22 protein-coding genes, 1 tRNA gene and 1 pseudogene are annotated in these 20,809 nt (G+C 70.6%); 9 read left to right on the top strand and 15 right to left on the bottom strand.

The features are described 5' to 3' along the window. Nucleotides 1–22: 22 nt before the first annotated feature. Together HNQ67_RS11120 and HNQ67_RS11115 are read right to left on the bottom strand one after the other, a co-directional pair. Nucleotides 23–2,035, bottom strand: coding sequence for a TonB-dependent receptor (locus HNQ67_RS11120; protein WP_183255337.1), 2,013 nt, complete (start codon nucleotides 2,033–2,035; stop codon nucleotides 23–25). After that, nucleotides 2,032–3,450, bottom strand: coding sequence for a glutamate ligase domain-containing protein (locus HNQ67_RS11115; protein ID WP_183255336.1), 1,419 nt, complete (start codon nucleotides 3,448–3,450; stop codon nucleotides 2,032–2,034). Before HNQ67_RS11115 ends, HNQ67_RS11120 begins: the two co-directional genes overlap by 4 nt. A 96-nt stretch (nucleotides 3,451–3,546) precedes the next feature. Here HNQ67_RS11115 and HNQ67_RS11110 point away from each other — a divergent pair, with 96 nt between their 5' ends. Both HNQ67_RS11110 and HNQ67_RS11105 read left to right on the top strand, forming a co-directional pair. Continuing rightward, complete coding sequence (locus HNQ67_RS11110) at nucleotides 3,547–4,368, top strand: LD-carboxypeptidase (RefSeq protein ID WP_183255334.1); 822 nt, start codon at nucleotides 3,547–3,549, stop codon at nucleotides 4,366–4,368. A gap of 57 nt (nucleotides 4,369–4,425) precedes the next feature. Then, nucleotides 4,426–5,373 (top strand): pepsin/retropepsin-like aspartic protease family protein, encoded by a 948-nt coding sequence (locus HNQ67_RS11105; protein ID WP_183255332.1) that lies wholly within the window; start codon nucleotides 4,426–4,428, stop codon nucleotides 5,371–5,373. A gap of 3 nt (nucleotides 5,374–5,376) precedes the next feature. Here the strand turns inward: HNQ67_RS11105 and ypfJ are convergent, their stop codons facing one another. After that, on the bottom strand, nucleotides 5,377–6,225 hold the full coding sequence (ypfJ, locus tag HNQ67_RS11100) for a KPN_02809 family neutral zinc metallopeptidase (protein ID WP_183255330.1): 849 nt from the start codon (nucleotides 6,223–6,225) through the stop codon (nucleotides 5,377–5,379). A gap of 76 nt (nucleotides 6,226–6,301) precedes the next feature. Continuing rightward, a complete protein-coding gene (locus tag HNQ67_RS11095; protein ID WP_183255329.1) occupies nucleotides 6,302–6,685 on the bottom strand; it encodes a hypothetical protein in 384 nt (127 codons plus the stop codon). A gap of 233 nt (nucleotides 6,686–6,918) precedes the next feature. Between HNQ67_RS11095 and HNQ67_RS11090 the strand changes: the two genes are divergently transcribed. Continuing rightward, nucleotides 6,919–7,086, top strand: coding sequence for a hypothetical protein (locus tag HNQ67_RS11090; RefSeq protein WP_183255328.1), 168 nt, complete (start codon nucleotides 6,919–6,921; stop codon nucleotides 7,084–7,086). Here the strand turns inward: HNQ67_RS11090 and HNQ67_RS13670 are convergent. Together HNQ67_RS13670 and HNQ67_RS13665 are read right to left on the bottom strand one after the other, a co-directional pair. Beyond that, complete coding sequence (locus HNQ67_RS13670; protein WP_183255326.1) at nucleotides 7,083–7,727, bottom strand: class I SAM-dependent methyltransferase; 645 nt, start codon at nucleotides 7,725–7,727, stop codon at nucleotides 7,083–7,085. The two genes, HNQ67_RS11090 and HNQ67_RS13670, sit on opposite strands and share 4 nt — an antisense overlap. Then, nucleotides 7,724–8,659 (bottom strand): fatty acid desaturase family protein, encoded by a 936-nt coding sequence (locus HNQ67_RS13665; protein ID WP_183255324.1) that lies wholly within the window; start codon nucleotides 8,657–8,659, stop codon nucleotides 7,724–7,726. Before HNQ67_RS13665 ends, HNQ67_RS13670 begins: the two co-directional genes overlap by 4 nt. A gap of 133 nt (nucleotides 8,660–8,792) precedes the next feature. Here HNQ67_RS13665 and HNQ67_RS11075 point away from each other — a divergent pair, with 133 nt between their 5' ends. Genes HNQ67_RS11075 through HNQ67_RS11065 form a run of 3 tightly spaced genes read left to right on the top strand, consistent with a single transcriptional unit; the run spans nucleotide 8,793 to nucleotide 10,364 of the window. Continuing rightward, nucleotides 8,793–9,197 (top strand): hypothetical protein, encoded by a 405-nt coding sequence (locus tag HNQ67_RS11075; protein ID WP_183255322.1) that lies wholly within the window; start codon nucleotides 8,793–8,795, stop codon nucleotides 9,195–9,197. Continuing rightward, nucleotides 9,194–9,391, top strand: coding sequence for a helix-turn-helix transcriptional regulator (locus HNQ67_RS11070; protein ID WP_183255320.1), 198 nt, complete (start codon nucleotides 9,194–9,196; stop codon nucleotides 9,389–9,391). Before HNQ67_RS11075 ends, HNQ67_RS11070 begins: the two co-directional genes overlap by 4 nt. 31 nt (nucleotides 9,392–9,422) lie before the next feature. Continuing rightward, a complete protein-coding gene (locus tag HNQ67_RS11065) occupies nucleotides 9,423–10,364 on the top strand; it encodes an alpha/beta hydrolase (protein WP_183255318.1) in 942 nt (313 codons plus the stop codon). Here the strand turns inward: HNQ67_RS11065 and HNQ67_RS11060 are convergent. The 4 genes from HNQ67_RS11060 to HNQ67_RS11045 form a co-directional block, all read right to left on the bottom strand. Further along, the gene (locus HNQ67_RS11060) at nucleotides 10,346–11,209 is read right to left on the bottom strand and encodes a DUF3298 and DUF4163 domain-containing protein (protein ID WP_183255316.1); all 864 of its coding nucleotides are present in this window, start codon (nucleotides 11,207–11,209) and stop codon (nucleotides 10,346–10,348) included. The two genes, HNQ67_RS11065 and HNQ67_RS11060, sit on opposite strands and share 19 nt — an antisense overlap. Nucleotides 11,210–11,220: 11 nt before the next feature. Next, on the bottom strand, nucleotides 11,221–12,261 hold the full coding sequence (locus HNQ67_RS11055; RefSeq protein WP_183255314.1) for a UbiA family prenyltransferase: 1,041 nt from the start codon (nucleotides 12,259–12,261) through the stop codon (nucleotides 11,221–11,223). Between the two features lie 755 nt (nucleotides 12,262–13,016). Continuing rightward, nucleotides 13,017–14,966: a M1 family metallopeptidase gene (locus HNQ67_RS11050; protein WP_183255311.1), complete on the bottom strand. Its 1,950-nt coding sequence runs from the start codon at nucleotides 14,964–14,966 to the stop codon at nucleotides 13,017–13,019. A gap of 208 nt (nucleotides 14,967–15,174) precedes the next feature. Further along, the gene (locus HNQ67_RS11045) at nucleotides 15,175–16,446 is read right to left on the bottom strand and encodes a multidrug effflux MFS transporter (RefSeq protein WP_183255309.1); all 1,272 of its coding nucleotides are present in this window, start codon (nucleotides 16,444–16,446) and stop codon (nucleotides 15,175–15,177) included. 99 nt (nucleotides 16,447–16,545) lie between these two features. Between HNQ67_RS11045 and arsC the strand changes: the two genes are divergently transcribed. Next, on the top strand, nucleotides 16,546–16,944 hold the full coding sequence (gene arsC, locus HNQ67_RS11040) for an arsenate reductase (glutaredoxin) (protein WP_183255307.1): 399 nt from the start codon (nucleotides 16,546–16,548) through the stop codon (nucleotides 16,942–16,944). On the opposite strand, the gene HNQ67_RS11035 is transcribed toward arsC, so the two are convergent. Further along, nucleotides 16,925–17,395: a hypothetical protein gene (locus HNQ67_RS11035; RefSeq protein ID WP_183255305.1), complete on the bottom strand. Its 471-nt coding sequence runs from the start codon at nucleotides 17,393–17,395 to the stop codon at nucleotides 16,925–16,927. The genes arsC and HNQ67_RS11035 overlap by 20 nt on opposite strands. 135 nt (nucleotides 17,396–17,530) lie before the next feature. Then, nucleotides 17,531–17,615 (bottom strand) — tRNA-Leu (locus tag HNQ67_RS11030). A gap of 183 nt (nucleotides 17,616–17,798) precedes the next feature. Here HNQ67_RS11030 and HNQ67_RS13870 point away from each other — a divergent pair. Continuing rightward, nucleotides 17,799–18,101, top strand: a pseudogene (locus HNQ67_RS13870) (hypothetical protein); the annotation flags it as partial. A gap of 40 nt (nucleotides 18,102–18,141) precedes the next feature. Beyond that, complete coding sequence (locus HNQ67_RS13775) at nucleotides 18,142–18,264, top strand: hypothetical protein (RefSeq protein WP_281380687.1); 123 nt, start codon at nucleotides 18,142–18,144, stop codon at nucleotides 18,262–18,264. On the opposite strand, the gene HNQ67_RS13660 is transcribed toward HNQ67_RS13775, so the two are convergent. Genes HNQ67_RS13660 through HNQ67_RS11010 form a run of 3 tightly spaced genes read right to left on the bottom strand, consistent with a single transcriptional unit; the run spans nucleotide 18,261 to nucleotide 20,802 of the window. Next, nucleotides 18,261–19,031, bottom strand: coding sequence for a hypothetical protein (locus tag HNQ67_RS13660; RefSeq protein WP_246347555.1), 771 nt, complete (start codon nucleotides 19,029–19,031; stop codon nucleotides 18,261–18,263). The genes HNQ67_RS13775 and HNQ67_RS13660 overlap by 4 nt on opposite strands. Continuing rightward, on the bottom strand, nucleotides 19,031–20,038 hold the full coding sequence (locus HNQ67_RS11015; RefSeq protein ID WP_183255299.1) for a fumarylacetoacetate hydrolase family protein: 1,008 nt from the start codon (nucleotides 20,036–20,038) through the stop codon (nucleotides 19,031–19,033). Before HNQ67_RS11015 ends, HNQ67_RS13660 begins: the two co-directional genes overlap by 1 nt. A 44-nt stretch (nucleotides 20,039–20,082) precedes the next feature. Next, the gene (locus HNQ67_RS11010) at nucleotides 20,083–20,802 is read right to left on the bottom strand and encodes a hypothetical protein (protein ID WP_183255297.1); all 720 of its coding nucleotides are present in this window, start codon (nucleotides 20,800–20,802) and stop codon (nucleotides 20,083–20,085) included. Nucleotides 20,803–20,809: the final 7 nt, after the last annotated feature.

Here is a 20,809-nt window from a genome sequence, read left to right as displayed (position 1 = left end):
TGCAATAGCGGTGGCGCCGGAGTCAGCGCGTCAGTCGGACGCCCACGCTGAGGGTTCGGGGCGGACCGTAGCCGGCGACGCCCGTGCCGGCCTCGGCCACCTCGACCTCCGCATCGAACAGGTTACGGGCGGCCAGCCAGGCGGTGGCCGAGGGCGTCAGACTCCAGTCGGCGCGAAGATCGACGGTGGCGGAGGCGGCGAGCACGCGGCTGTTCAGGTCGTCGTCGAAGCGGCGGCTTTCCCAACGTAGATCGGCGGCGAGGACCAGGCGGTCGAGGGGGCGCCAGTCCAGTCCGGCGACAGCGCTCCAGATCGGGGCCTGGGCGGGACGCAGGCCGGTCAACTGCGGGGCTGTAGCGCCGCCGTCGACCCGGGCGTCGGTTGCGGAGAGGGCGGCCCGGAGCGACAGGACCGGGGACAGGTCGAAGCGCCCGTCGATCTCCAGCCCGGTCGCCTCGATGGTCCCGGCGTTCATCCGCTGGCGCAGCACCCCGCCAGCCGGGACGAAGCCGGCGCGGGGAAAGACGCCGGGACCCTGGCCGATGGTGACGTTGACGATGGCGTCGTCGATCCGGTTCCAGAAGGCCGTGGCGGCCAGGGCGGCGCGGTCGCCGGTCCACGCCCAGCCGGTCTCGATCCCGGCGAGACGTTCCGGCTCCAGGGCGGCGTTGGCCTCGGTGATGTCGTTGCCGACGCGGAACGGGCGGTGCAGTTCGTTGAGGGTGGCGGGGCGGAAGCCGCTGTAGGCGGCGAGGCGCAGGGCCTGTCCGGCGGCGATCTCGTGGCGGACGGCGAGGCGGGCGCTGACCACCTCGTCCGATCGGTCGGGATCGCCTTCGTCGAGCGTCGGCAGGCCGGTGGCGAGATCGCGTTCAAGGCGGCGTCCCTCGCTGGTCGACCAGGCGTCCCAGCGCAGGCCGCCCGCGGCCAGCCACGAGCCGGAGCGCCAGGAGCCTTCCGCATAGACGCCCACAACCGAATTCTCGCCACCGGCGACGCGGCTTCGGGTGAAGCCGGCGCCAAGATTGCGAAAACGCTCGCGGGTCTCGCCCTCGTTGAAGCGGGCGTCTGCGCCCAGCTCCCATTCGAGGCGGGCGTCGCCGCGCGAGCTGACCCCGCGCACGGCGGCGTTGGCGCCCCAGCCGGTGGCCGGGGTCTCGTCCTGCGAGGCGGCGGGGCGGGCGGAAGACCGGTCGTCCGCCACGGCGACGAAGGTGTTGGACAGATCGCTCTCGCGTCGCCAGGTCTGAAGCCGCCAGCCGGGGCGTTCGGCACGCGGTCGAAGCGCGGCGGTCGCCGACAGGACGGCGCCGCTTGCCGAGGCGCGGCTGTTCTCCACGCCCGAGCCCCGCTCTTCCTCGAAAGCGGCGGCGCGGACGGACAGGGCGGCCTCGCCCAGCGGAACGTCGGCGCGCAGGGCGGCGGCGCGGACCTTCAGATCCAGAGGCTGGTCGGCGGCGCCGGCGTCGCGGCCACGCACGGGGACGTAGCCCTCGCTGGTCTCGTAGAGGCCTGAGGCGACGAGGCGGACGGGGCCGAAGTCTGTCACGCCGGACGCGCCGACGCGGGCGCCGCCGCGTTCCGAAACCGAGGCGTCCAGCACCGATCCCTGATCTCGTTCGCGCAGCTGGATGACCCCAGTCAGGGCTCCCGCACCGTAGGAGCCCGCGCCCGAGCCACGGATGAGGTCGAGGCCGGACAGGCTCTCGGTCGGAACCTGCGACCAGATCACCCAGCCGCCGAACGGATCGTTCAGAGGCACGCCGTCGAGGGTGACAAGCGTGCGGCCGGCGCCCGATGGCGCGATGGCGCGCAGGGATATCCCCTGCGTCGTCGGATTGGCTGCGAGGCTGGAGGTGCGGCGGAACAGGGAGACGGCGGGCACGGTCGCCAGGGCCTCGTCCAGGCGCTTCTGGTCTCGCAGGTCGGCGTCGTCGAGGCGGATGACGGAGAAGGCGGCCTCGCCGGCGGCGGGCGGCAGGCGAGCGCCGGTGACGACGACTTCGGGGAGGTCGGGCGGAACGTCCTGGATCATCCGGCCGAAGCGCGCAGACGCTCGATAAGCTCCGCCGCGAACTGCGACAGGGTGTCGTCCCTCGCGCCCATGACGACGATGCGGTCGCCGGGGCGGGCCAGTTCGATCAGGCGGTCGCCGCACGCCTCGCGCGTCGGGAGGGCTTCGGCGGCCCGGCCGGCGGCGCGCACGCCCGCGGCGATATCCTCGCTGCCGACGCTGCGGTCGGTGGTGCCGCCGAAGTATACGGGCTCGGGCATGAGCAGGACATCGTCGGCGCGGAGCAGGCCGGCGAAACCGTCGACGAACTCGCGCTTCATCAGCTTCAACGGGCCGAAGCCGTGCGGCTGGAACAGGACCAACAGGCGGCCGTCGAAGGCGTGCAGCGTCTTCAGGCTGGCGGCGATCTTGTCCGGGTTGTGGGCGAAGTCGTCGATGACGGTGACGCCGCTGGCCGTGCCGACCAGCTCCATCCGGCGTCGAATGCCGGAGAAGGTCTGGAGCGCCGCGACCGCCTGCTCGAGCGGGACGCCGACGGCGCCGACGGCGGCGAGGGCGGCGAGGGCGTTGGCGACATTGTGAGCGCCGGGGACCGGCAGGTTGGCCGAAAGAACTGTCCCAGAGGCGCGTTCGGTCAGCTGGAACTTCATTCCCGTCGGCAGCGGTTCGAGGTCGTGGGCGGACAGGTCGGCGGTCTCGTTTCCGAGGGCGAAGGTGACGACCGCGTCGCCGCGCCCCGCCTCGACCATCTGCTGGGCCAAGGCCGCTGTTTCAGCGTTGTCGAGATTGAGTACGGCGGTCGTCGCGCGGCCAGTGAAGCCGCCGAACAGGTCGCGCAGCTCCTCCATCGACTTGTGATCGAGCGAGATGTTGGAGACGACGGCGACGGTCGGGTCGTAGCGGGCGATGGAGCCGTCGGATTCGTCGACCTCGGAGACGAACAGGTCGCGCCCGCCGATCAGGGCGCTGGCGAAGGGGTGGTCGGCGTCAGCGAAATTCTTCATCACCGCACCGTTCATGACGGTCGGATCGCGGCCCGCCTGATGCAGGATCCACGCGATCATGCCGGTGATGGTCGACTTGCCGCTGGTGCCGGCGACGCCGATCGAGGTCGGGGCGGCGTTGAAGATCTGGCTGAGCAGTTCGGGCCGGGTGACGATGCGGGCGCCGCCGCGGCGGGCGGCGCCAATGTCGGGGACGGTGTCCTCGACGGCCCCGGTGGCGACGACGATCTGCTCGGGGCGGGTGACGCCGGATCCGTCCTGCGGATGCAGGGTGACGCCGTGGGCCTCCAGCCAGGCGAATTTCTCCGGTGTGCGGCCCTGATCGCGGGAGCGGTCGGAACCCTCGATGCGGTTCCCTTGCGCCTGCACGATCATCGCCAGCGGCAACATGCCGGAGCCGCCGATGCCGCAGAAGAAATAGTCGTTCGCCATGACGGTTGAGTAGTGGCAGGAGGCGGGAAGGGGAAGGGATTGGTTCACGCGCCCGGCGCAGACTATGAAGGGGGCGCACACTTCCGGGGACGCGTTTTGAAAATCGGCATCGTCAACGCCAGTTCGCGCTTCAGCCGGGAGCGGGCGGACGCCGTGCATGACTGGTTCGCGGCGAATGTTCCCGACGGCGCGGTCAAGGTCGTGTTCCACCCGGCCAGCTTCGGCAAGCATGGCCATTTCGGCGGCGACGACGCCAGCCGGGCGGCGGCCTTCGTCGAATACGCCAACGATCCGCGGCTGGACGCGGTGTGGTTCGCGCGGGGCGGTTACGGCTCGTGCCGGATCGCCGAGGCGGTGCTGCCGCAGCTCACCGACGTCGCGAGGAACAAGCGGTATCTCGGCTATTCCGACGCCGGGACCCTGCTGGCCGGGCTTTACAAGGCGGGTTTTCCGCAGGTGGCGCACGGGCCGATGGCCTCCGACGCGGTTCGCAATGACGCGACGGCGTGGCGGGCGCTGAACTGGCTGAAGCGGGGCGATCCGGCGTCGTGGGAGCCGTCCCTGAATGATGACCCGCGCCCGGCGGTGGCCTTCAACCTGAGCATCCTCGACGCCTTGGTCGGAACGGCGCTGGAGCCGGACCTGACCGGCCATGTGCTGATGCTGGAGGATGTGTCGGAGCCGCTGTACCGGGTTGACCGGATGATGTTCCACCTGACCGGCCAGGCCTCGATCCGCAAGGTGGCGGGTATCCGGCTGGGGCGGGTGTCGGACATTGTTGAGAACGACCCGGACTTCGGTCTGACCCCGGAGGAAATCGTCCGCTACTGGTGCCAGCGCTCGGGCATCCCCTACCTCGGCGCGGCCGACATCGGCCACGACCGCGAGAACAAGGTGGTGCCTTTCGGCGAGCGGTAGGGCCGCGACAGCGACGACGCTGGCGCCGGGGCGGGCGGCGCGCCATGTTCGAAGCGCATGAACCGTCGCAACCTCCTGATCCGGGCCGTGGGACTGGCCGCCGTCGTCGGCGGAGCCTGGTGGGCGCGCGAGACGCTGTTCTGGCCCGCGCCGGATCTGACCTTCGGCGAAGACGGGGCCACGCCCTGGCTGCCTTATGCACGGCAGGCCAATGTGCCGACGGTAAAACTGAGGGTCGAGGGACGCGAGGTCATCGCCCTGATTGACACCGGCGCCCAGTATTCCGTCATCGACCGGCGGCTGGTCGAGGCCCTGCCGCCGCAGCGGCGCTCGATCTTCGACATGCCGCTGATCGCCTATGGCGTCGGCGGCGGCAGCCAGATGGGGCGGGGCACGACGGTAGAGGCGAACCTGCCGGGTCTGGCCATCGGCAAGCTGAGGGCGGCGATCCTCGACCTGGGGCCGTTGGCCTCGGAAGAGGGGCTGAACACCCCGCTGATCCTCGGCCGCGACGTGCTGGAACATCTGGTGCTGGCGTTGGATCCGGCGCGGCGGCATGTGCGGCTGATCGCCCGCGACGCCTTCGTTCGCCCGCCCGATCTGGCTCCGGCCGAGGTGCGCCGCTCGGGCGGCGGCCTGATCGCCGAGGTCACGGTCGAGGGGGTGGTCGTCAAGGCGGTGGTCGACACCGGCGCCTCGTCCCTGCTGGCTCTCGACACGGCGACGGCGCAGGCGGCCGGCCTGCTGGACGGCCGTCCGCGGGAGAGCGGGACCAGTCTCGTCCTCGGGGGCGCCATGCAGGCGGCCGTGCTGGAAGCGCGCACGGTGACCTTCGCCGATCACCTGTACCGGCGGGTCCGGGTCGGCGTCTTCGACCAGCCGCCTCTGCCGAATTTCCCCGGGGCCCTCGTCGGGATGGAGGCGTTCGCCGGCCGCCGGGTGGCGCTCGATCTCGGGGCCGGTACCCTGCACCTGTCGCAGCCGCTCGACCTGACCGTCGGCTGAGCGTCAGAGCCCCGCGAAGGTGTCGCAGGCGGCCGGGTCGCCGGACTGGTAGCCGCGCCGCAGCCATTCCACGCGTTGCGCCGAGGAGCCGTGGGTGAAGCCCTCGGGGACCACACGGCCGCCCTGCCGGCGTTGCAGGGTATCGTCGCCGATGGCGGCGGCGGTGCGCATGCCTTCCTCGAGGTCTCCCGCCTCCAGCGCCACTGCGCCGTTGGAGACCGCCGCGGCGTTGGCGGCCCAGACGCCGGCGTAGCAGTCGGCCTGCAGCTCCAGGGCGACCGAATAGCGGTTGGCTTCGGCCTGGCCAGCGGCGCGCTGCTGGGCCCGCCGCACCTGCTGCGATGCGCCGGTCAAGGTCTGGACGTGGTGGCCGTATTCATGGGCGATGACGTAGGCGCGGGCGAAGTCGGCGGCCGAGGCGCCGAGTTGCGTCTCCATCTGCCGCCAGAACGAGAGGTCGAGATAAACGCTCTGGTCGCTGGGGCAGTAGAACGGCCCCATGGCGGCCTGGCCGAAGCCGCAGCCGGTCGATGTGCCTTGTTCGTAGAGGATGACGGTCGGCGGCTGATAGCCCTGAAGCCGGGTCATCCAGACGTCGTCGACGTTGGTGCCGATCACGTCGACGAAGGCGCCGGCCTGGTCCTCCGGGCTGCCTTGCGCGCCCTGCTCCGCGCTGCCGACGCCGCCGAGCTGGCTGGTGATCTGCTGGGTGGTTGAGGGGTCGATGCCGAAGAGGAAGTAGCCGATGGCCGCGAGGACCAGGGCGCCGATGCCGCCGCCCGCGATGCCCACACCACCTATGCCGCGGCGATCCTCGATGTTGCCGCCGCGTCGTCCGCCCTGCCAGCGCATGATCGGTTCCCTCGCCCCTCGGATTGAAGCCAAGCCGTAACGCGGCGCTCAGGGAAGGGATGCAGGCGAAGGGCCGCTAGCGGGCCGGGCGGTCGAGCCAGGCGTCAACTTGTTCGACGCCGGCGGTCGTGTCGCGGCGGCGTGCCGTGGCGGATTCCCGCAGCGCGCGCTCTTCCTCGGGCGATCGCAGCGCCCGGTACGGCGGCGGCAGGGCGAGGTCGGTCTGACGGGCGGCCTCGATCTCCAGCCGGCTCAGTCGCGTCTCGACCTCCAATCGCCGCGTGAAGGCCTCGCGCTGGTCCGCCCGGGCGCGCAGGCGGTCGATTTCCTGATGATGCTGGTCCGCCTGATAGCGAGGCGGATCGACGCCGGGTCCGACGTGCGGCGGCGCCACCTGGGCCTGCGCCGAAGCGGCGACCGCCGTGAAGGCGAGCGCCATAAGGGTCAGCCGTCGGATCATGCCTCCACGATGGGCCGTGACCGCATCGCCAGCAAGCGGAGCCGCAACTCCCGCCGCCCACGGCCGTTGTCGTGCTGACCCCCGAGACCGAGAGAGGCGCCGCCATGGAGCAGGCACTGTCCGGAACAGCCGTCGCCGCCCTAGCCACCGACGGCGTGGAGCAGGTGGAGCTGCGGCCAAACGCAATCCGCCGGCGAATGCCCGCGCCCGACCGCCAACTGAGGAGTTCCGACATGACCCGGCCTACCCCCGAAGATCCCGGCTACAGCCGTGATGAAGACCTCGAGGATACCCGTATCAAGGATCGGCCCGCCGAGGCCGATCTGGACGGTGACGCAGAGGCGGCGGCGGTGAAGCCGATCACCGTCTCGCCCGACCCGGACGATTCCGACGAGCGCTAGAGCGACCACACCCGGGTGCGTTTGACAGCGTCGTCTTCGAGTTCGCGCGTGGTCGGCACCGCGTATTCGGCCAGCAGATCGAGGCCGGATTTCGGGAAGTAGGTCCTGAGCGGATCGCCGACGAGGACGCGGGTTCCCCGGCTTGCGGCCGTCGTCAGCCATGCGAGGACCCGTCCGGCCATCGGTTGCTCATAGAAGACGTCGCCGGCGCAGATGACATCGACATCCGGCGGCGGGGCGTCGAGCAGATCGGCGTCTGTGAAGTCGAGTGCGACGGCGTTGGCTTCGGCGTTGAGGCTGACGGCGGCGGCGCAGAACGGGTCGATGTCGGCGCACAGGACAGAGGCGGCTCCGGCCTTCATCGCCGCGATCCCGACCAGGCCCGAGCCGGCGGCGAAGTCGAGCACCCGTCTGCCAGCGGCCTCGGCCGGGTTGTCCAGGAGCCAGCGCGCCAGCCCCTGCCCGCCCGCCCAGCCGAAGGCCCAGAAGGGCGGGGGCAGGCCGATCTCGCCGAGTTCCTCCTCCGTCAGCCGCCAGAGAGGGGTGATCTCGTCGGCCAGCCAGAGCGAAATCTCCGGCGCATGGGGGACGGGCTGGAGGCGGGTGTGGGCGAGGACGAAGGCGGCGGGGTCGTGGATCACGCGCGGCTGCTGGCCGATCGAAGCACCTCCATATAACCGCCGGCCACCTCCATCCGTTCGCCCTGCGGCTTGCCGCGGACCGCTCTGTGCAGGGCCGGCAGTTTCCAGCAGGGGACGTGCATGAAGAGGTGGTGCTCGGCGTGGAAATTGACCCAGTAGGGGGCGATGAAGGCGCGTTCCCACCACGCGGCGCGGGTGGTGCGGGCGGCCCTGAACGCGTCGGAAGCCGAGCCCGCGACGCAGGCGTGCTCGGCGATGTTGCGCAGACGGGTGACCATCGGGAACCACGTCGCCAGCGGCAGCAGCCAGAGCGCGAAATACGCCCACCAGACGTCGGCCAGGACCGCCGCCGTCAGCAGGCCGGCGTTGACCAGCAGGAAGGGGGCGACGCTCCGGCCCGTGACCGCCGCGCCTTCGGCCATGTCCTCGTCCCGGTCGCTTCGGAAGGCTCTGAAGAGATAGAGGATCCGCTGTTTGAAGAAGGTCTGGCCGGTCAGGTCGCGGACGATCTTGCGGCGCAGCGAGGCGCGGGTGACCGGGAAGGGGGCGGACAGGACGAGATCCGGATCCTCGACCTGCTGGGCGTATTTGTGGTGGCTGAGGTGGTAGGGCCGGTAGAGGGCCAGGGAGGCCCCGACGGGAACGGCGCACAGCCAGTGGCCGAGGAAGTCGTTGAGGCGGCGGTCGGGCGACAGGCCCCCGTGCGCCGCCTCGTGCATCAGGATGGCGAGGCCCAGCTGGCGCGTGCCGATGACGGCGACGCAGAGCGGGATCAGGATCGGCCACAGCACCCCGGCGCCGGCGGCGATCAGGATCACGCCCCAGCAGTGAAGCACCAGCAGCGGTCCGGCCCAGGCGCGGCGCGTCTGGAACGGCGCCCATTCCTCGGGGGTGAACAGATCGGCGGGTCGGGCGCGGGGCGCGGCGGGCATGGTCGCAGGATACGCCCGTCGCGCGAGGCTGCAACGCCGGCCGGCCTTGTCGCGACATCCTGACAAAAAGTCAGGTTGACATGACAAACACGCGGTGTAAGGTAAGCCTGACATCTCGTCAGGAGGACTTGTCATGCTGGATCTTGGAAAATCGAACTCGTCGGCGCACCGGCGCTATGTCGTTCGCACTTTGGCGTTCATGAGCGGCTATGTGGCGATCAATGTCGCCGCCATCTTCGGGGCCTTCGACGACATCGGCTCGCCGGTCGCCGCGTGGCTGCTGGCCCTGGCGGTTTCGGCCCCGGTGGTCGGCCAGATCTGGGCCACCCTGGCGCTGATGAATGAGTCGGACGAGTTCGTTCGGGCCCTGACCGCCAAACAGTTCATCCTGGCGGCGGGCGCGGCCATGGCCATCGCCAGCGTCTGGGGGTTCGGCGAGAGCTACGCCGGCGCCTATCACATTCCCGCCTGGATCATCTATCCGCTGTTTTGGGCCTGCTTCGGCGTCATCGCGCCCTTCGTCAGGAGCAGCCGATGAAGAACCGGCTGAAGCTGCTGCGCGTCGAGCGCGGCTGGACCCAGGAACAACTCGGTCAGGCGCTGGGCGTGTCCCGGCAGGCCGTGAATGCGCTGGAGACCGAGAAACACGATCCGTCTTTGGACCTCGCTTACCGGATCGCCGTGCTGTTCGCGCGGCCGGTGGAAGACATTTTCGACAACCCTCACGCCTGATCGATTCAGGACCTGCCAAAGGACATATCCCATGCTCCAACTTCGTCACTCCGTGGCGCGTTCGACCTTGCGCGCAGTTTGCCTCGCCTCTGCGTCATTATGGGTCGTAGGCTCCGGGGCCCTGACTGTCCGGGCCGAGGCGGCGCCGGTCCCGGTCGTTCAGGGCGCCTTCGCGTCGGACCGGCTGTCGGTCGAGGTCGTGGGCGACGGCCCCGACGTCGTCCTGATCCCGGGCCTGGCTTCGTCGCGGGAGGTGTGGCGGGCCGAGGCGGATCGGTTGCAGCCGACGCACCGCGTGCATCTGGTTCAGCTGGCCGGGTTCGCGGGCGCGCCGTGGACGCATGGCGACGGGCCGTTCGTTGAGCCGGTGGTCGGGGACCTGGCGCGCTACATCCGTGAGGCGGGGCTGGAGCGGCCGGCGGTGATCGGCCATTCGATGGGCGGGCTGAGCGCCCTGCTGCTGGCGCAGGGACATCCGGGTCTGGTCGGCAAGGTGATGAGCGTCGACAGCCTGCCCTTCTTCAGCGCCATGTTCGGGCCGCAGGTGACGCCGGAGAGCGCCCGGCCGTTCGCGGCCCAGGCGGCGGCGGGGATCCTCTCGGCGGACGAGGCCGGCTTCCGGACCCATCAGGCGCAGGGCGCGATCGGCCTGGCCCGCGATCCGGCGACGCGCGAGGCCATCGTCGACTGGTCGATGGCCACCGACCGGCGGGCGATGGCGACCGCCATGAGCGAGGTGATGACCACCGACGCCCGGCCGGGACTGGCGGCGATGACCACGCCGGTGTGGGCGGTCTACGCCTCGGACGCCGACGGCGGCGCGCCGGCGGCAATGGCCGACGCCGTGTGGGGCCGGGAGTATGCGGCCCTGCCGGGCGTCAGACTGATCCGCGTCGACGACGCCCGGCATTTCATCATGGCCGATCGGCCGGAGCGCTTCGCCGAACTGGTGGATCAGTTCCTGGCGGACTGAGCCGCCGGGGCCGCGGTCGGCGTCACGTCTCCGGTCCGGGTCGGCTGGCCGCCGAACTCCCCGGCATAGGCGGTGGCGAGCATCGACCGGAACGCGGTGGCGGGAACGGCGATCTCATAACCCCCTTCGGCATAGGAGCCGACCTGGTAGGGGCCGATCAGGAAGGTCAGGCCGGCCGCCTTGCCGGGGGCGTCGCCAGGGGTCAGGACGAAGGGGGTCGTCGCCACGCGCGGACAGGCGAACGGCTTGCTGTCGAAGGTGATCAAGGCGCCGTCGGGCACGCGGGCGCGCTTGGCGCTGTTGAGGGCGGAGCACAGGGCCTGGTCGAGCGCGGTCAGGTCAGCGCCTTTGCGGAACAGGTCGGCAAGGCCGATCTGGCGCTTCAACGCCTTGTCCCAGAGGATGCCGCTGGTCAGGGTGTTGGGGTGGGCGCCGCCCGAATAGTCGAACGACGTCCGCTTCAGGCTGAACAGCTTGGGCGTTTCCGCGGCGGCCTCGAGGGTGATGATGTTTTCGTATTTCGGGCGGTCGGTGGGGGCCCCGGCCTCGGTCAGCTCGCCCTGCGCCCCCTCGGCGAACTGGCGCAGCTTGCGCACCTCGTCGGCATAGAGGCGGGCGTGCAGGTCGGGGTGGGCCTTGAGCGCGTCGGGCAGGGTCAGCTTCACGTCAGCGTACTGCGTCTTCGCCTCATAGCCCGGAGGGGCGGCGGCGTCGGCCGGGGTGACGAGGGCCTCGGCGTCCGACGGGGCCGCCGGCGCCTTCGGCTCGTCCCGGTCGCGGTTGCAGGCGGCGAGGCTCGCGGCCGCGGCGGCGAAGATGACGAGGAGGCGGAGAGGGCGGGCCATGCGGGAGTCCTTCAAAGCGGAATCGGAACCGAGCCGAGAATGATGGCGACAAGCAGGATGAGTCCGGCGTCACGATTGGACCTGAACAGCCGGAGCGCAAGGGCGGGATCGTCGCGGCGGACGTCGCGGGCCTGGCGGAACAGGTGCGCCGCGAAGGGCAGCAGGGCGACGTAGAACAGCGGGCCGAGGCCGGCGGTCGCGCCGGCGCCGAAGGTCAGGATGACGGTCAGAAGGTAGAAGAAGGCGACGCCGTCCCGGACCTTGCCGCCGAGCCGGCGGGCCGAGGATCTGACCCCGACCATGGCGTCGTCCTCGATGTCCTGCAGGGCGTAGATTGTGTCGTAGCCGAGGGTCCAGAAGACGAGGGCGAGGTAGAGGAGGAGGGCGGGGAGACCTACCCCGGGAAAGACGGTCTCGAGCTGCGGATCGCAAGGTCCGATCGGTTGGCCCGACCCGGCGCAAACTTCCAGCGTCGTGGCGTCATGAAGCGCCGCAAAGAGGATCGGGCCGGCCAGCGCCGCCGCATAGCCCATCAGCGCGCCCCAGTTGAAGGTCAGGCCGAGCCAGGCCTGGGGCCACCAGGTGATCCGCTTCATGAAGGGATAGGCGGCGACGAGGGCGAGGGAGGCGAGGCCGAGCAGGACGGCGGTCAGGTTCAGGGTCAGCAGAACCAGCAGGCTGATCAGGCTGCAGCCGATGACGAAGGCCCAGGCCTGCTTGACCGAGATGCGGCCCGAGGGAATGGGGCGCAGGGCGGTGCGGGCCACCTTCGCGTCGATGTCGCGGTCGACGATGTCGTTGAAGGCGCAGCCGGCGGCGCGCATCAGACAGGCCCCGAGGGCGAAGCCGAGGACCAGCCAGGCGTCGTAGAGGTCTGGGGCTTTGCGGTATTGGCTCAGGGCCAGGGCGATGCCCTGCCAGCCGGGCAGGAGCAGCAGCCAGATGCCGATGGGGCGGTCGAAGCGGCCGAGCTTGAGCCACGGCTTGAGGCCCTCGGGCGCGTGACGGTCCACCCAGTTCGAACCGGCGTCGGGAAGCGGGGCGGAGGTCATGGCGGCGGTTGTATGCGGTCCGGGGTTGGGGGGGAAGGCGAGGGCGGGATAGCCCTTCTCCCCTCGGGGGAGAAGGCACGGCTCTTGGCCGCTTCCGGCGGAAGCGGTTGGGGAGGGCGCGGGACAGCCGGGCCTCGCCCGGTGCTGTTGTGTTGTTACCGTTTCGGCGGAGCAGACTGTCCCGCGCGGTCGTTTTCCACACGCCCTCCGACTGGCGGCCTTCCTGAGGGCCTTTGACGGATCGATCCGGCCGCATTGCTGAAACCGGATCGGGGCGGACATGGCGACCATTCGAGATGACGTCATCGGCCCGCCCACAAGGCGCGCGGCGAGCAAGGGGCGCCATCCATCGACGCCCGCGAGGACCCCCGAACTATCCTTCGCCCGGGCTTCATCGCTCGACCACAGCCCGCCGTCGTCGAGGAACGTGGATCCGACGCCCTCCCCACCGACGGGATGCCCCTATCCTAAACCCCCTCCGCCCTCAGGCGGGTTCAGAACGCTCAATCACGGATCGAGGGCAAGGAAAACAACGGGTTGGGCGTTTTCGATAGGCGGATTGCACATTAACTTGCAGCGCAGCAATTGGCGTTTTCCTTCTCCCCTCGAGGGAGAAGGTGGGCCGGAGGCCCGGATGAGGGGGCTGGGTCCGCCTTCCCGCCGCCGAAGGGTTGGCGACTTGCCGGACGGATGGGTGTCTCACCCCTCATCCGCCCCCTCCGGGGGCACCTTCTCCCTCAAGGGGAGAAGGGTGTTTAGTTGGGCCGCCCCACCACCGCATCGACGGAGTTGGTGGTGACCGGGTGATACCCCGGGCGGGCGCGGGCGTAGAGGGCGGTGGCGATGGGGCGGCCCCAGTCGCCTTCGGCCCACAGGCTGGTGAACAGCGGCAGGACGAATTTGCGCCGGCCCATGGTGGTGAGGAATTTCTCCAGCGTCGGCACGGCGGGCTGATAGCGGTGCTGCACGGCGATCTGCAGCCAGGCGAACAGCACCTCGGCGTTGCCCTCCTCGCGCAGGTTCAGGGTCGCCTCGAGATCGGCCAGCTGGGCGTCGGTCAGCCAGTCGGCCCCGCCGCTGTGATTGTCCGGCCGCCAGGCGAGGAAGCGCTGGCGCTCCTGCGTCGACCAGCCCGACCACGGGATGGCCGAGGCCGGACCCTTGTCCGCGAAGAAGGCGCGGGCGGCGGCGTCGACCGGGACGAAGGCGGTCGACACCGGCGGGACCCAGTTGGACGGCATGCCCGGCTGGTAGATCCAGGCGTCCATCATCAGCTGCCGCTCCAGGTCGGGCGTGGTCACCAGATGGGTGCGGATGTCCTCGAGGAAGCGTTCGGTGGTCATCGGCCGGAAGGCGTTGCGCTCGAAATAGCCCTTGAGCCAGGCGTCGAAACGTTCGCGGCCGACGATGCGCTCGATGGTGCGCAGGAAGGCGGCGCCCTTTTCGTAGGCGATGTCGGTGAGGCCCTCGTCCGGGTCGCGGCCGGCGAGGTCGAGCTTGAGCCGGGTGTCGGCGGGCGGCAGGTCGGCGAGGGTCGACTGCAGGTCGCCCCAGCCCAGCGACTGCAGCATCAGGGCGCGTTCGGGGCCGTAGACGGCCTCCATGATGCGGTTCTCGAAATAGACGGTGAAGCCCTCGTTGAGCCAGAAGTCGGCCCAGGTGGCGTTGGTCACCAGATTGCCGGACCAGCTGTGCGCCAGCTCATGCGCCACCAGCGAGACCAGCGAGCGGTCGCCGGCGATGATGGTCGGGGTGGCGAAGGTCAGGCGCGGGTTCTCCATGCCGCCGAACGGGAAGGAGGGCGGCAGGACGAGGATGTCGTAGCGGCCCCAGCGGTAGGGGCCGTACAGGCCCTCGGCCACGTCGACCATTTCGGCGGTGGGGATCAGTTCGTCGTGGGCGTCGTGCAGCATCGACGGCTCGGTCCAGACGCCGGTGCGCTCGTCGATGGCCCGGAAGGCGACGTCGCCGATGCCGATGGCGATCAGATAGGGCGGCACCGGATTGGGCTCGCGGAACGACCAGGCGCGCATGCCGCCGCCGACGTCTTCGCCGGTGGCGGTCAGGGCCTGGGCGCTCATCACCGGCTTGAGGCCGGACGGGGCGGTGATGCGGGCGTCCCAGGTCTGGCGGATGCCCGGGCTGTCCTGGGTCGGGATCCAGGTGCGGGTCAGGATCGCCTGGCCTTGGCTGAACATATAGGGCTTGTCGCCGCCGGCGGTCTGGGCCGGGTTGAGCCACTGCAGCGCCGCGGCGTCGGGGCGGGTGGCGTAGTGGATGACGATGCGGCGGCGCTCGCCGGCCGCGAGAGCCGGGAAATGGATGGTCAGGGGCTGGCCGAGAATCGGATCGGCGGCGCCGGTCTCGAACCGCAACGGCTGGCCGTCGCCGCCGCGGACGTCCTGGATGTCGAGGTTGCGGACGTCGAGGACGATCTCGTTGGCGCCCGGCTCGCCGGAGATGTCGAGAGCGGCGGCGCCCGACAGGGTCCGGGCCTCGAAGTCGGCGGCGAGGTCGAGCGAGACGTGGTTGACGCGGGCGATCTCGGGCCGGGCCCAGGAGTGAATGTCGCGGACGTAGTCGACGGGGGCGGTGGCGACGACGGGCGTGGCGGCGCCGTCGGAGCCCGGCAGGTTCAGGGCGGCGCAGCCTCCGAGGGCGGTCGTCAGGGCGAGGGCGGATACGAGGCCGAGCTTGCGGATCATCGGGAGCGTCCTTGTGCGAGTGTCGGCGGGAGAACGCCCCGGGCGGACGGAAAGATCAACCCCCGGCCCCTTCCTCCTCGTCATTCCGGGGCCGAGCGCAGCGAGGAACCCGGAACCCAGGGCCACGCCGCAGATGTCGCCGCACCTATGAGACCGATCTCCTGGGTTCCGGGTTCGCTCTTCGAGCGCCCCGGAATGACGAGGAAGCTCAGGCGCCGACTTCCGGGATCGCCGGGGCCGGCTTGACATGGCGCGCCCTGAACAGCCGTCCGTGCTCGGCGATCAGCACGAAGCCGAGGGCGGCGAGGCCCATGCCGGCCATGCCCAGCGCCATCGGCGTGGCCGTGCCGTTGAACTGCTGGCCGATCAGGAAGCCGAGGCTCGAGCCGATCGTGGTCGAGATGAAGCCCTGGGCCGAGGAGGCGGTGCCGGCGATATGGCCCATCGGCTCCATCGCCATTGAGCCGAAATTGCCGACGATCAGGCCGAAGCAGAACATGGTCAGCCCCTGCAGCAGGGCGAAGGTCCACAGGGTCTCGAGCCCGGCCAGGTTCACGGCGGAATGGATCGCGGCCATGACGATGAAGCCGAGCAGGGCGGTGTGGGAGATCAGCCGCGAGCCGAGTTTCTCGACCAGACGGGCGTTGAGCAGCGACGCCACGGCGATGCCGGCGGCGACCATGGCGAAGACGGTGGTGAACAGGCCGGGGGCCTCGAACACATCGAAGAAGATCTGCTGGCTGGAGTTGATGAAGCCGAACAGGGCCCCGGTCATGCAGGTCATGGCCAGGGTGTAGCCGATGGCCTGGCGGTGGGTGACGGCCTCGCGGAAGGCGGCGGCGATGCGGCCGACCCGGATCGGCATGCGGTTGTCCGGATGCAGGGTCTCGGGCAGGCGCAGGGCGGCCCACAGCATGAACGACCCGCCCGCGAGGGCGAGGACGCCGAAGATCCACGGCCACGGCGCGACGGTCAGCACCAGCTGGCCGAGGGTGGGGGCGACGATCGGCACGCCGAGGAAGACGAGGAAGCTGAGCGACATGACCCGCGCCATGGTCCGGCCGCTGTAGCGGTCGCGCACGATCGACACGGCCAGCACCCGAAGCGAGGCGGCGCCGAGGCCGGTTCCGACTCGGGCGGCGATCAGCAGGTCGAAGCTGGGGGCGAAGGCGGCCAGCACGCTGAACAGGACATAGAGCGACAGACCGATCATCAGGATCGGCTTGCGGCCGTAGCGGTCGGCGAGCGGGCCGTAGACGATCTGGGCCGCGCCGAAGCCGAGCAGATAGGCGGTGATGACCCACTGACGGCTGTTCTCCTCGATCACGCCGAGGGCGTCGCCGATGGCGGGCAGGGCCGGCAGCATGGCGTCGATGGCGAGCGCGTTCAGCGCCATCATCATGGCGATCAGGGCGACGAATTCAGGGAAACCGGGTCCCCTCCGGGCGGTCGGGACGGTATCGGCGGCGGGGGCGGTCATCGCGGCCAGATGCGGACGCGGGGGCGGCGGCGCAAGTTCCGGGGCTTGAAACGGCGCCGCTGAAACGCGAAGTGAGCGGCCAGCCCGAAGGAGCGAGCCATGTCCGACTTCCCCGTCACCGTGTTCCACAACCCGGCCTGCGGCACCTCGCGCAAGGTGGTGGGCATGGTCGAGGCGGCCGGCTATCGGCCCGAGGTGGTCGAATATCTGAAGGCCGGCTGGGGCGCGGAGCAGCTGCGGGACCTGTTCGCCCGGGCCGGGATCACGCCGCGGGAGGCGCTGAGGGAGCGGGGCTCGCCGGCGGCCGAACTGGGGCTGCTGGAGGCCGGCGTCAGCGACGAGGCCATCGTGGCGGCCATGGTCGAGCATCCGATCCTGGTCAACCGCCCGATCGTGTCGACGCCGAAGGGCGCGGCGCTGTGCCGGCCCGCGGAGAGGGCGTTTGATCTGCTGGAGCGGGGGGCCGAGGGGCGCCTGGCTACTTCGCCAGCGCCCTGAAGGACAGGCCGAGCACCAGGCCGAAGACGAGGTGCGAGACGATGGAGATGGTGTTCCGCGCCATGGCGAACCACGGGAAGACGGCGGTCATGCCGTAGAAGTTGACGACGTAGAGCGCCAGTCCGACGGCGCCGCCGACGGCGACGGCCATGATCCATCCGAGGCGTCGGGCGACCACGGCGAAGCCGACGCCGATGACGATCGACAGCAGGAAGTGAACGGCCATGGCGGCCATCATCACCATCAGGTCGAAGCTGGCCGGCGGCGGCAAGACGCCCTCGCCCATGACGATGGCGGCGATCATGCGCGGCGGCCCCCACGGGCTGTCTCCGGTCAGGGCGACGAGGCCCATCTCCATCATCATGAAGACGGCGCCGGCGATCAGGCCGGCCAGGGCTCCGGCCTTCAGGGGGGCGCGGCTCGGGGCGTCGGCGTGAGTCGGGGTGGCCATGGCATCCTCCAGGAGCGATCGGCGCAACGCCGATAGAACGCCATACGCCGCCACGGGGGCAGTGGTTACAGAGGCGTTCCGTTCCGATTCGACCGGGCACCCGCAGCCGCGGCCGTCTCGTCCGGGACAGGTTGATGGTGCGGGCGGTCGGGCTCGAACCGACACTCCTTTCGGAACCGGATTTTGAGTCCGGCGCGTCTACCAGTTCCACCACGCCCGCACAGGCCGTCAGGGATCATCCCGGCAGGCGCGACAGGTAGCGCGGGCGGGGCGGGGAGGCAATCGGGGAAGTCGGGCCCGCGGCCCCTCGAAGCCGGAACGGGCGCGAACCTGTCGAAAGCTTAATCGCCCGGGCGCATCCGCAGGGCGCCGGCGCCGCCTCCTGCCGGGCAAGGAGACGACGATGAAACTGCGACATCTGATGACGGCCGCTCTCGGGGCGCTGCTGCTGTCCTGCCAGGGGCCGGCCGCGGTGCTGGCCTGGGAGGCGGCGTCCCACGCGGCGATCACCGCGGCCCATCGCGAGCGGGCGCTGGACACCCTCGACCGGCGGCTGGCCCACTATGTGATGACGGAGCGGACGCCGGCGATCCGGGCGCGACTGGCGGAGCGGCGCGGGGCCTATATCGCGCTGACCGATCCGGAGGCGTTCCGGCAGGCGATCAACGCCGACCTGCTGGCCGTCTCGGGCGACAAACATCTGCAGGTCTGGATGGACGGACCTGGGGCCGTGGTTCACCGTCGTCATGCCGATCGGCGAGGCGCGGCATCCGGTGACGGGGACCAACTGGGAGGGCGTCGGCGTGCAGCCGGACGTGACCGTGCCGGTGGAGCGGGCGCTGGAGGCGGCGTTGCGACGGCTGGGCTAGTCGTGCCAGTTCAACGCTTGGTACCGCACCATGAAGGACACCCGCCGCCCGGCCATGTCGCCGGTCGAGCCGTCAACGAGAGCCACCTGTCCCGTGCGGTGGGCGCCGTAGGTCGCGGCGCGGCCAAACCCGCTGCCTTCCGGGAACTCGCTCTCGACCCGGCAATCTCGCAGCCGGCCGTTGTCGCGCACGCGACAGGTGATGCCGGCGAGACCGACGTCGTATGAGGCCCGGGACGGGAAGTCAGGTTCCGGCGTCCGGCGCCAGACGAGACCGCCGAGGTCCTCGCGGCTTGGCGCCGTGTCCGCGATCGCGGCCTCCAGATCGTGACCGCAGTTGCGGAAGACACGACTGATCGACGCGCCCGACGCCGGAAGGTCGACCGCATACTGCCGCGTCCCGTCCCCGTCGGGCACGCTCAAGGCAAGCCGACCGCCGCGGCTCATTCCCGCCGCGACGAAGCGCGGCCAGACGGTGAAGGCGGAGCTGCTGTCGCGCCCCGATATCCACTCGCCGTCGCTCTCTTCACCGTCGCCCATGCGATACCTGACCTTCCGCGTTCCCGTCGCCACCGGCAAGCCCGAGAGGACGACGCTCAGGTTCCCGTCCATGCAGCGCACGGCGACGCCGAAATTCTCGAAGCTGACGGCGGCGATCGAGAGCTTGCGTGCGGAGTCCTCGCCATAATCCCAGTCGTCGCCGGTGTCCTGGGCGAGGGCGGGCGCCGAGATCATGGCCAGAACGGCCGCGATGACGACGTCGCGCATCACGCAGGCGCCACCGTCTGTTCGATGGCGCCGAAGATGGAGTGGTGCTGGTCGTCGAGCATTTCGATGCGGACCGTGTCGCCGTGTTTGAGGAATTCGGTCTCGGCCTTGCCGTGCAGGATGGTCTCGACGGTGCGGACTTCGGCGATGCAGGAGTAGCCGAGGCCGCCTTCGCTGACCGGCTTGCCCGGACCGCCGTCGGCGTCGCGGTTGGAGACGGTGCCCGAGCCGATGATGGTGCCGGCGCACAGAGTCCGCGTCTTGGCCAGATGGGCGATCAGGGTGCCGAAGTCGAAGGTCATGTCGGTCCCGGCGTCGGCCTTGCCGAAGTCGGCGCCGTTCAGCTGGACGGTCAGTTCGCCCTTCAGCTTGCCGTCGGCCCAGCGGTCGCCGAGCGCATCCGGGGTGACGAAGACCGGCGACAGGGCCGAGGCCGGCTTGGACTGGACGAAGCCGAAGCCCTTGCCCAGCTCGGCCGGGATCAGGTTGCGCAGGCTGACGTCGTTGACGAGGCCGACGAGGCGGATGTGGGTCAAGGCCTCTTCGCGCGACACGCCCTGGGGCACATCGCCGGTGACCACCACGACCTCGGCCTCGAGGTCGCAGCCCCAGCTTTCGTCGGCCAGCGGGATCGGATCGCGCGGGGCGAGGAAGCCATCGGAGCCGCCCTGGTACATCAACGGGTCGGTCCAGAAGCTGGCGGGCATTTCGGCGCCGCGCGCCTTACGCACCAGTTCGACGTGGTTCACATAGGCCGAGCCGTCGGCCCACTGATAGGCGCGGGGCAGGGGCGAGGCGGCCTCGCGCTCGTGGAAGCGGCCGCGCGGCACGCCGCCGTGTTCGAGGCTTTCGGCCAGGGCGCGCAGGTCGGGCTCGACCCGCTCCCAGTCGTCCAGCGCCGCCTGCAGCGTCGGGGCGATCAGGAAGGCGTCGGTGAACCAGGCGAGGTCGTTGGAGACGAGGACGAGGCGGCCGTCGCGGCCGTGCTTGAGCGAGGCGAGTTTCATGCCTCTGGCTTAAGACGTTTCCGCGCCGGGGGGAACCGCCTGCGTCAGAGGTGGTCGCCGCCGTGGCTGAGGCGGGGGCGGGGCGGCCCGGGATGGCACAGTTCGGCGACGATGGCGCGCATGTCGTCCTCGCGGGCCGACCGGTGGCGCCAGTGGTCGTTGAAGTCCGCGACGGCGAGGCGCAGGGCGTCGTTGCGCTCCTTGGTCGTCATCGGTCGCTTGCCGTGGTCGGCCGGGTGCGACTGAGCGGCCCCCGGGGGGGCGTGGACGGAGACGATGGTCACGCTGGCGGCGTTGGAGGGGGCGGCCGCGTGATCGTCCTTGCCGGCGCCGTGGCCGTCGTGACCGTGTCCCGCCCCGGAATCGGGCGCGGGCGCGGCGGGGTGACGGGTCTTGTCCTCGCCCTCGCCGTCGAGGGCCTTGTCGAGCGCCGCCGCCCGTTTACCCAACTCGCCGCCGAAGGCGAGGGTCCGGCCGAGTCGCGCCCGCAGCACGCGACGCAGTTCCGAGGCGCGGGCCGGCAGGGCCTCGGTGTCCGCCTTCATGGCGGCCTTGGCGGCGTCGTCGACGGCCTGCCAGATGGCGTGGGCGGCGTCGTTCCGTCTCGACCGTGCGCCCTGTCCGATCAGCCAGCCCACCAGGGCCGCCACCACGAGGGCGAGCAGGATCGCGCCCCAAACCATCGGATCGGCGCCGATCATGATGGTCGGATCGAGGGGGGCGCCGGCCGTGTCGACGGCGGCGAAATCTTCGCTGTAGGACATGAGCGCC

It is taken from the genome of Brevundimonas basaltis, assembly GCF_014202075.1.
In the GTDB taxonomy this organism is placed as follows: Bacteria; Pseudomonadota; Alphaproteobacteria; order Caulobacterales; family Caulobacteraceae; genus Brevundimonas; species Brevundimonas basaltis.
Note: the sequence above shows the minus strand (reverse complement) of the source record. Positions and strands in the feature narration are given on the sequence as shown.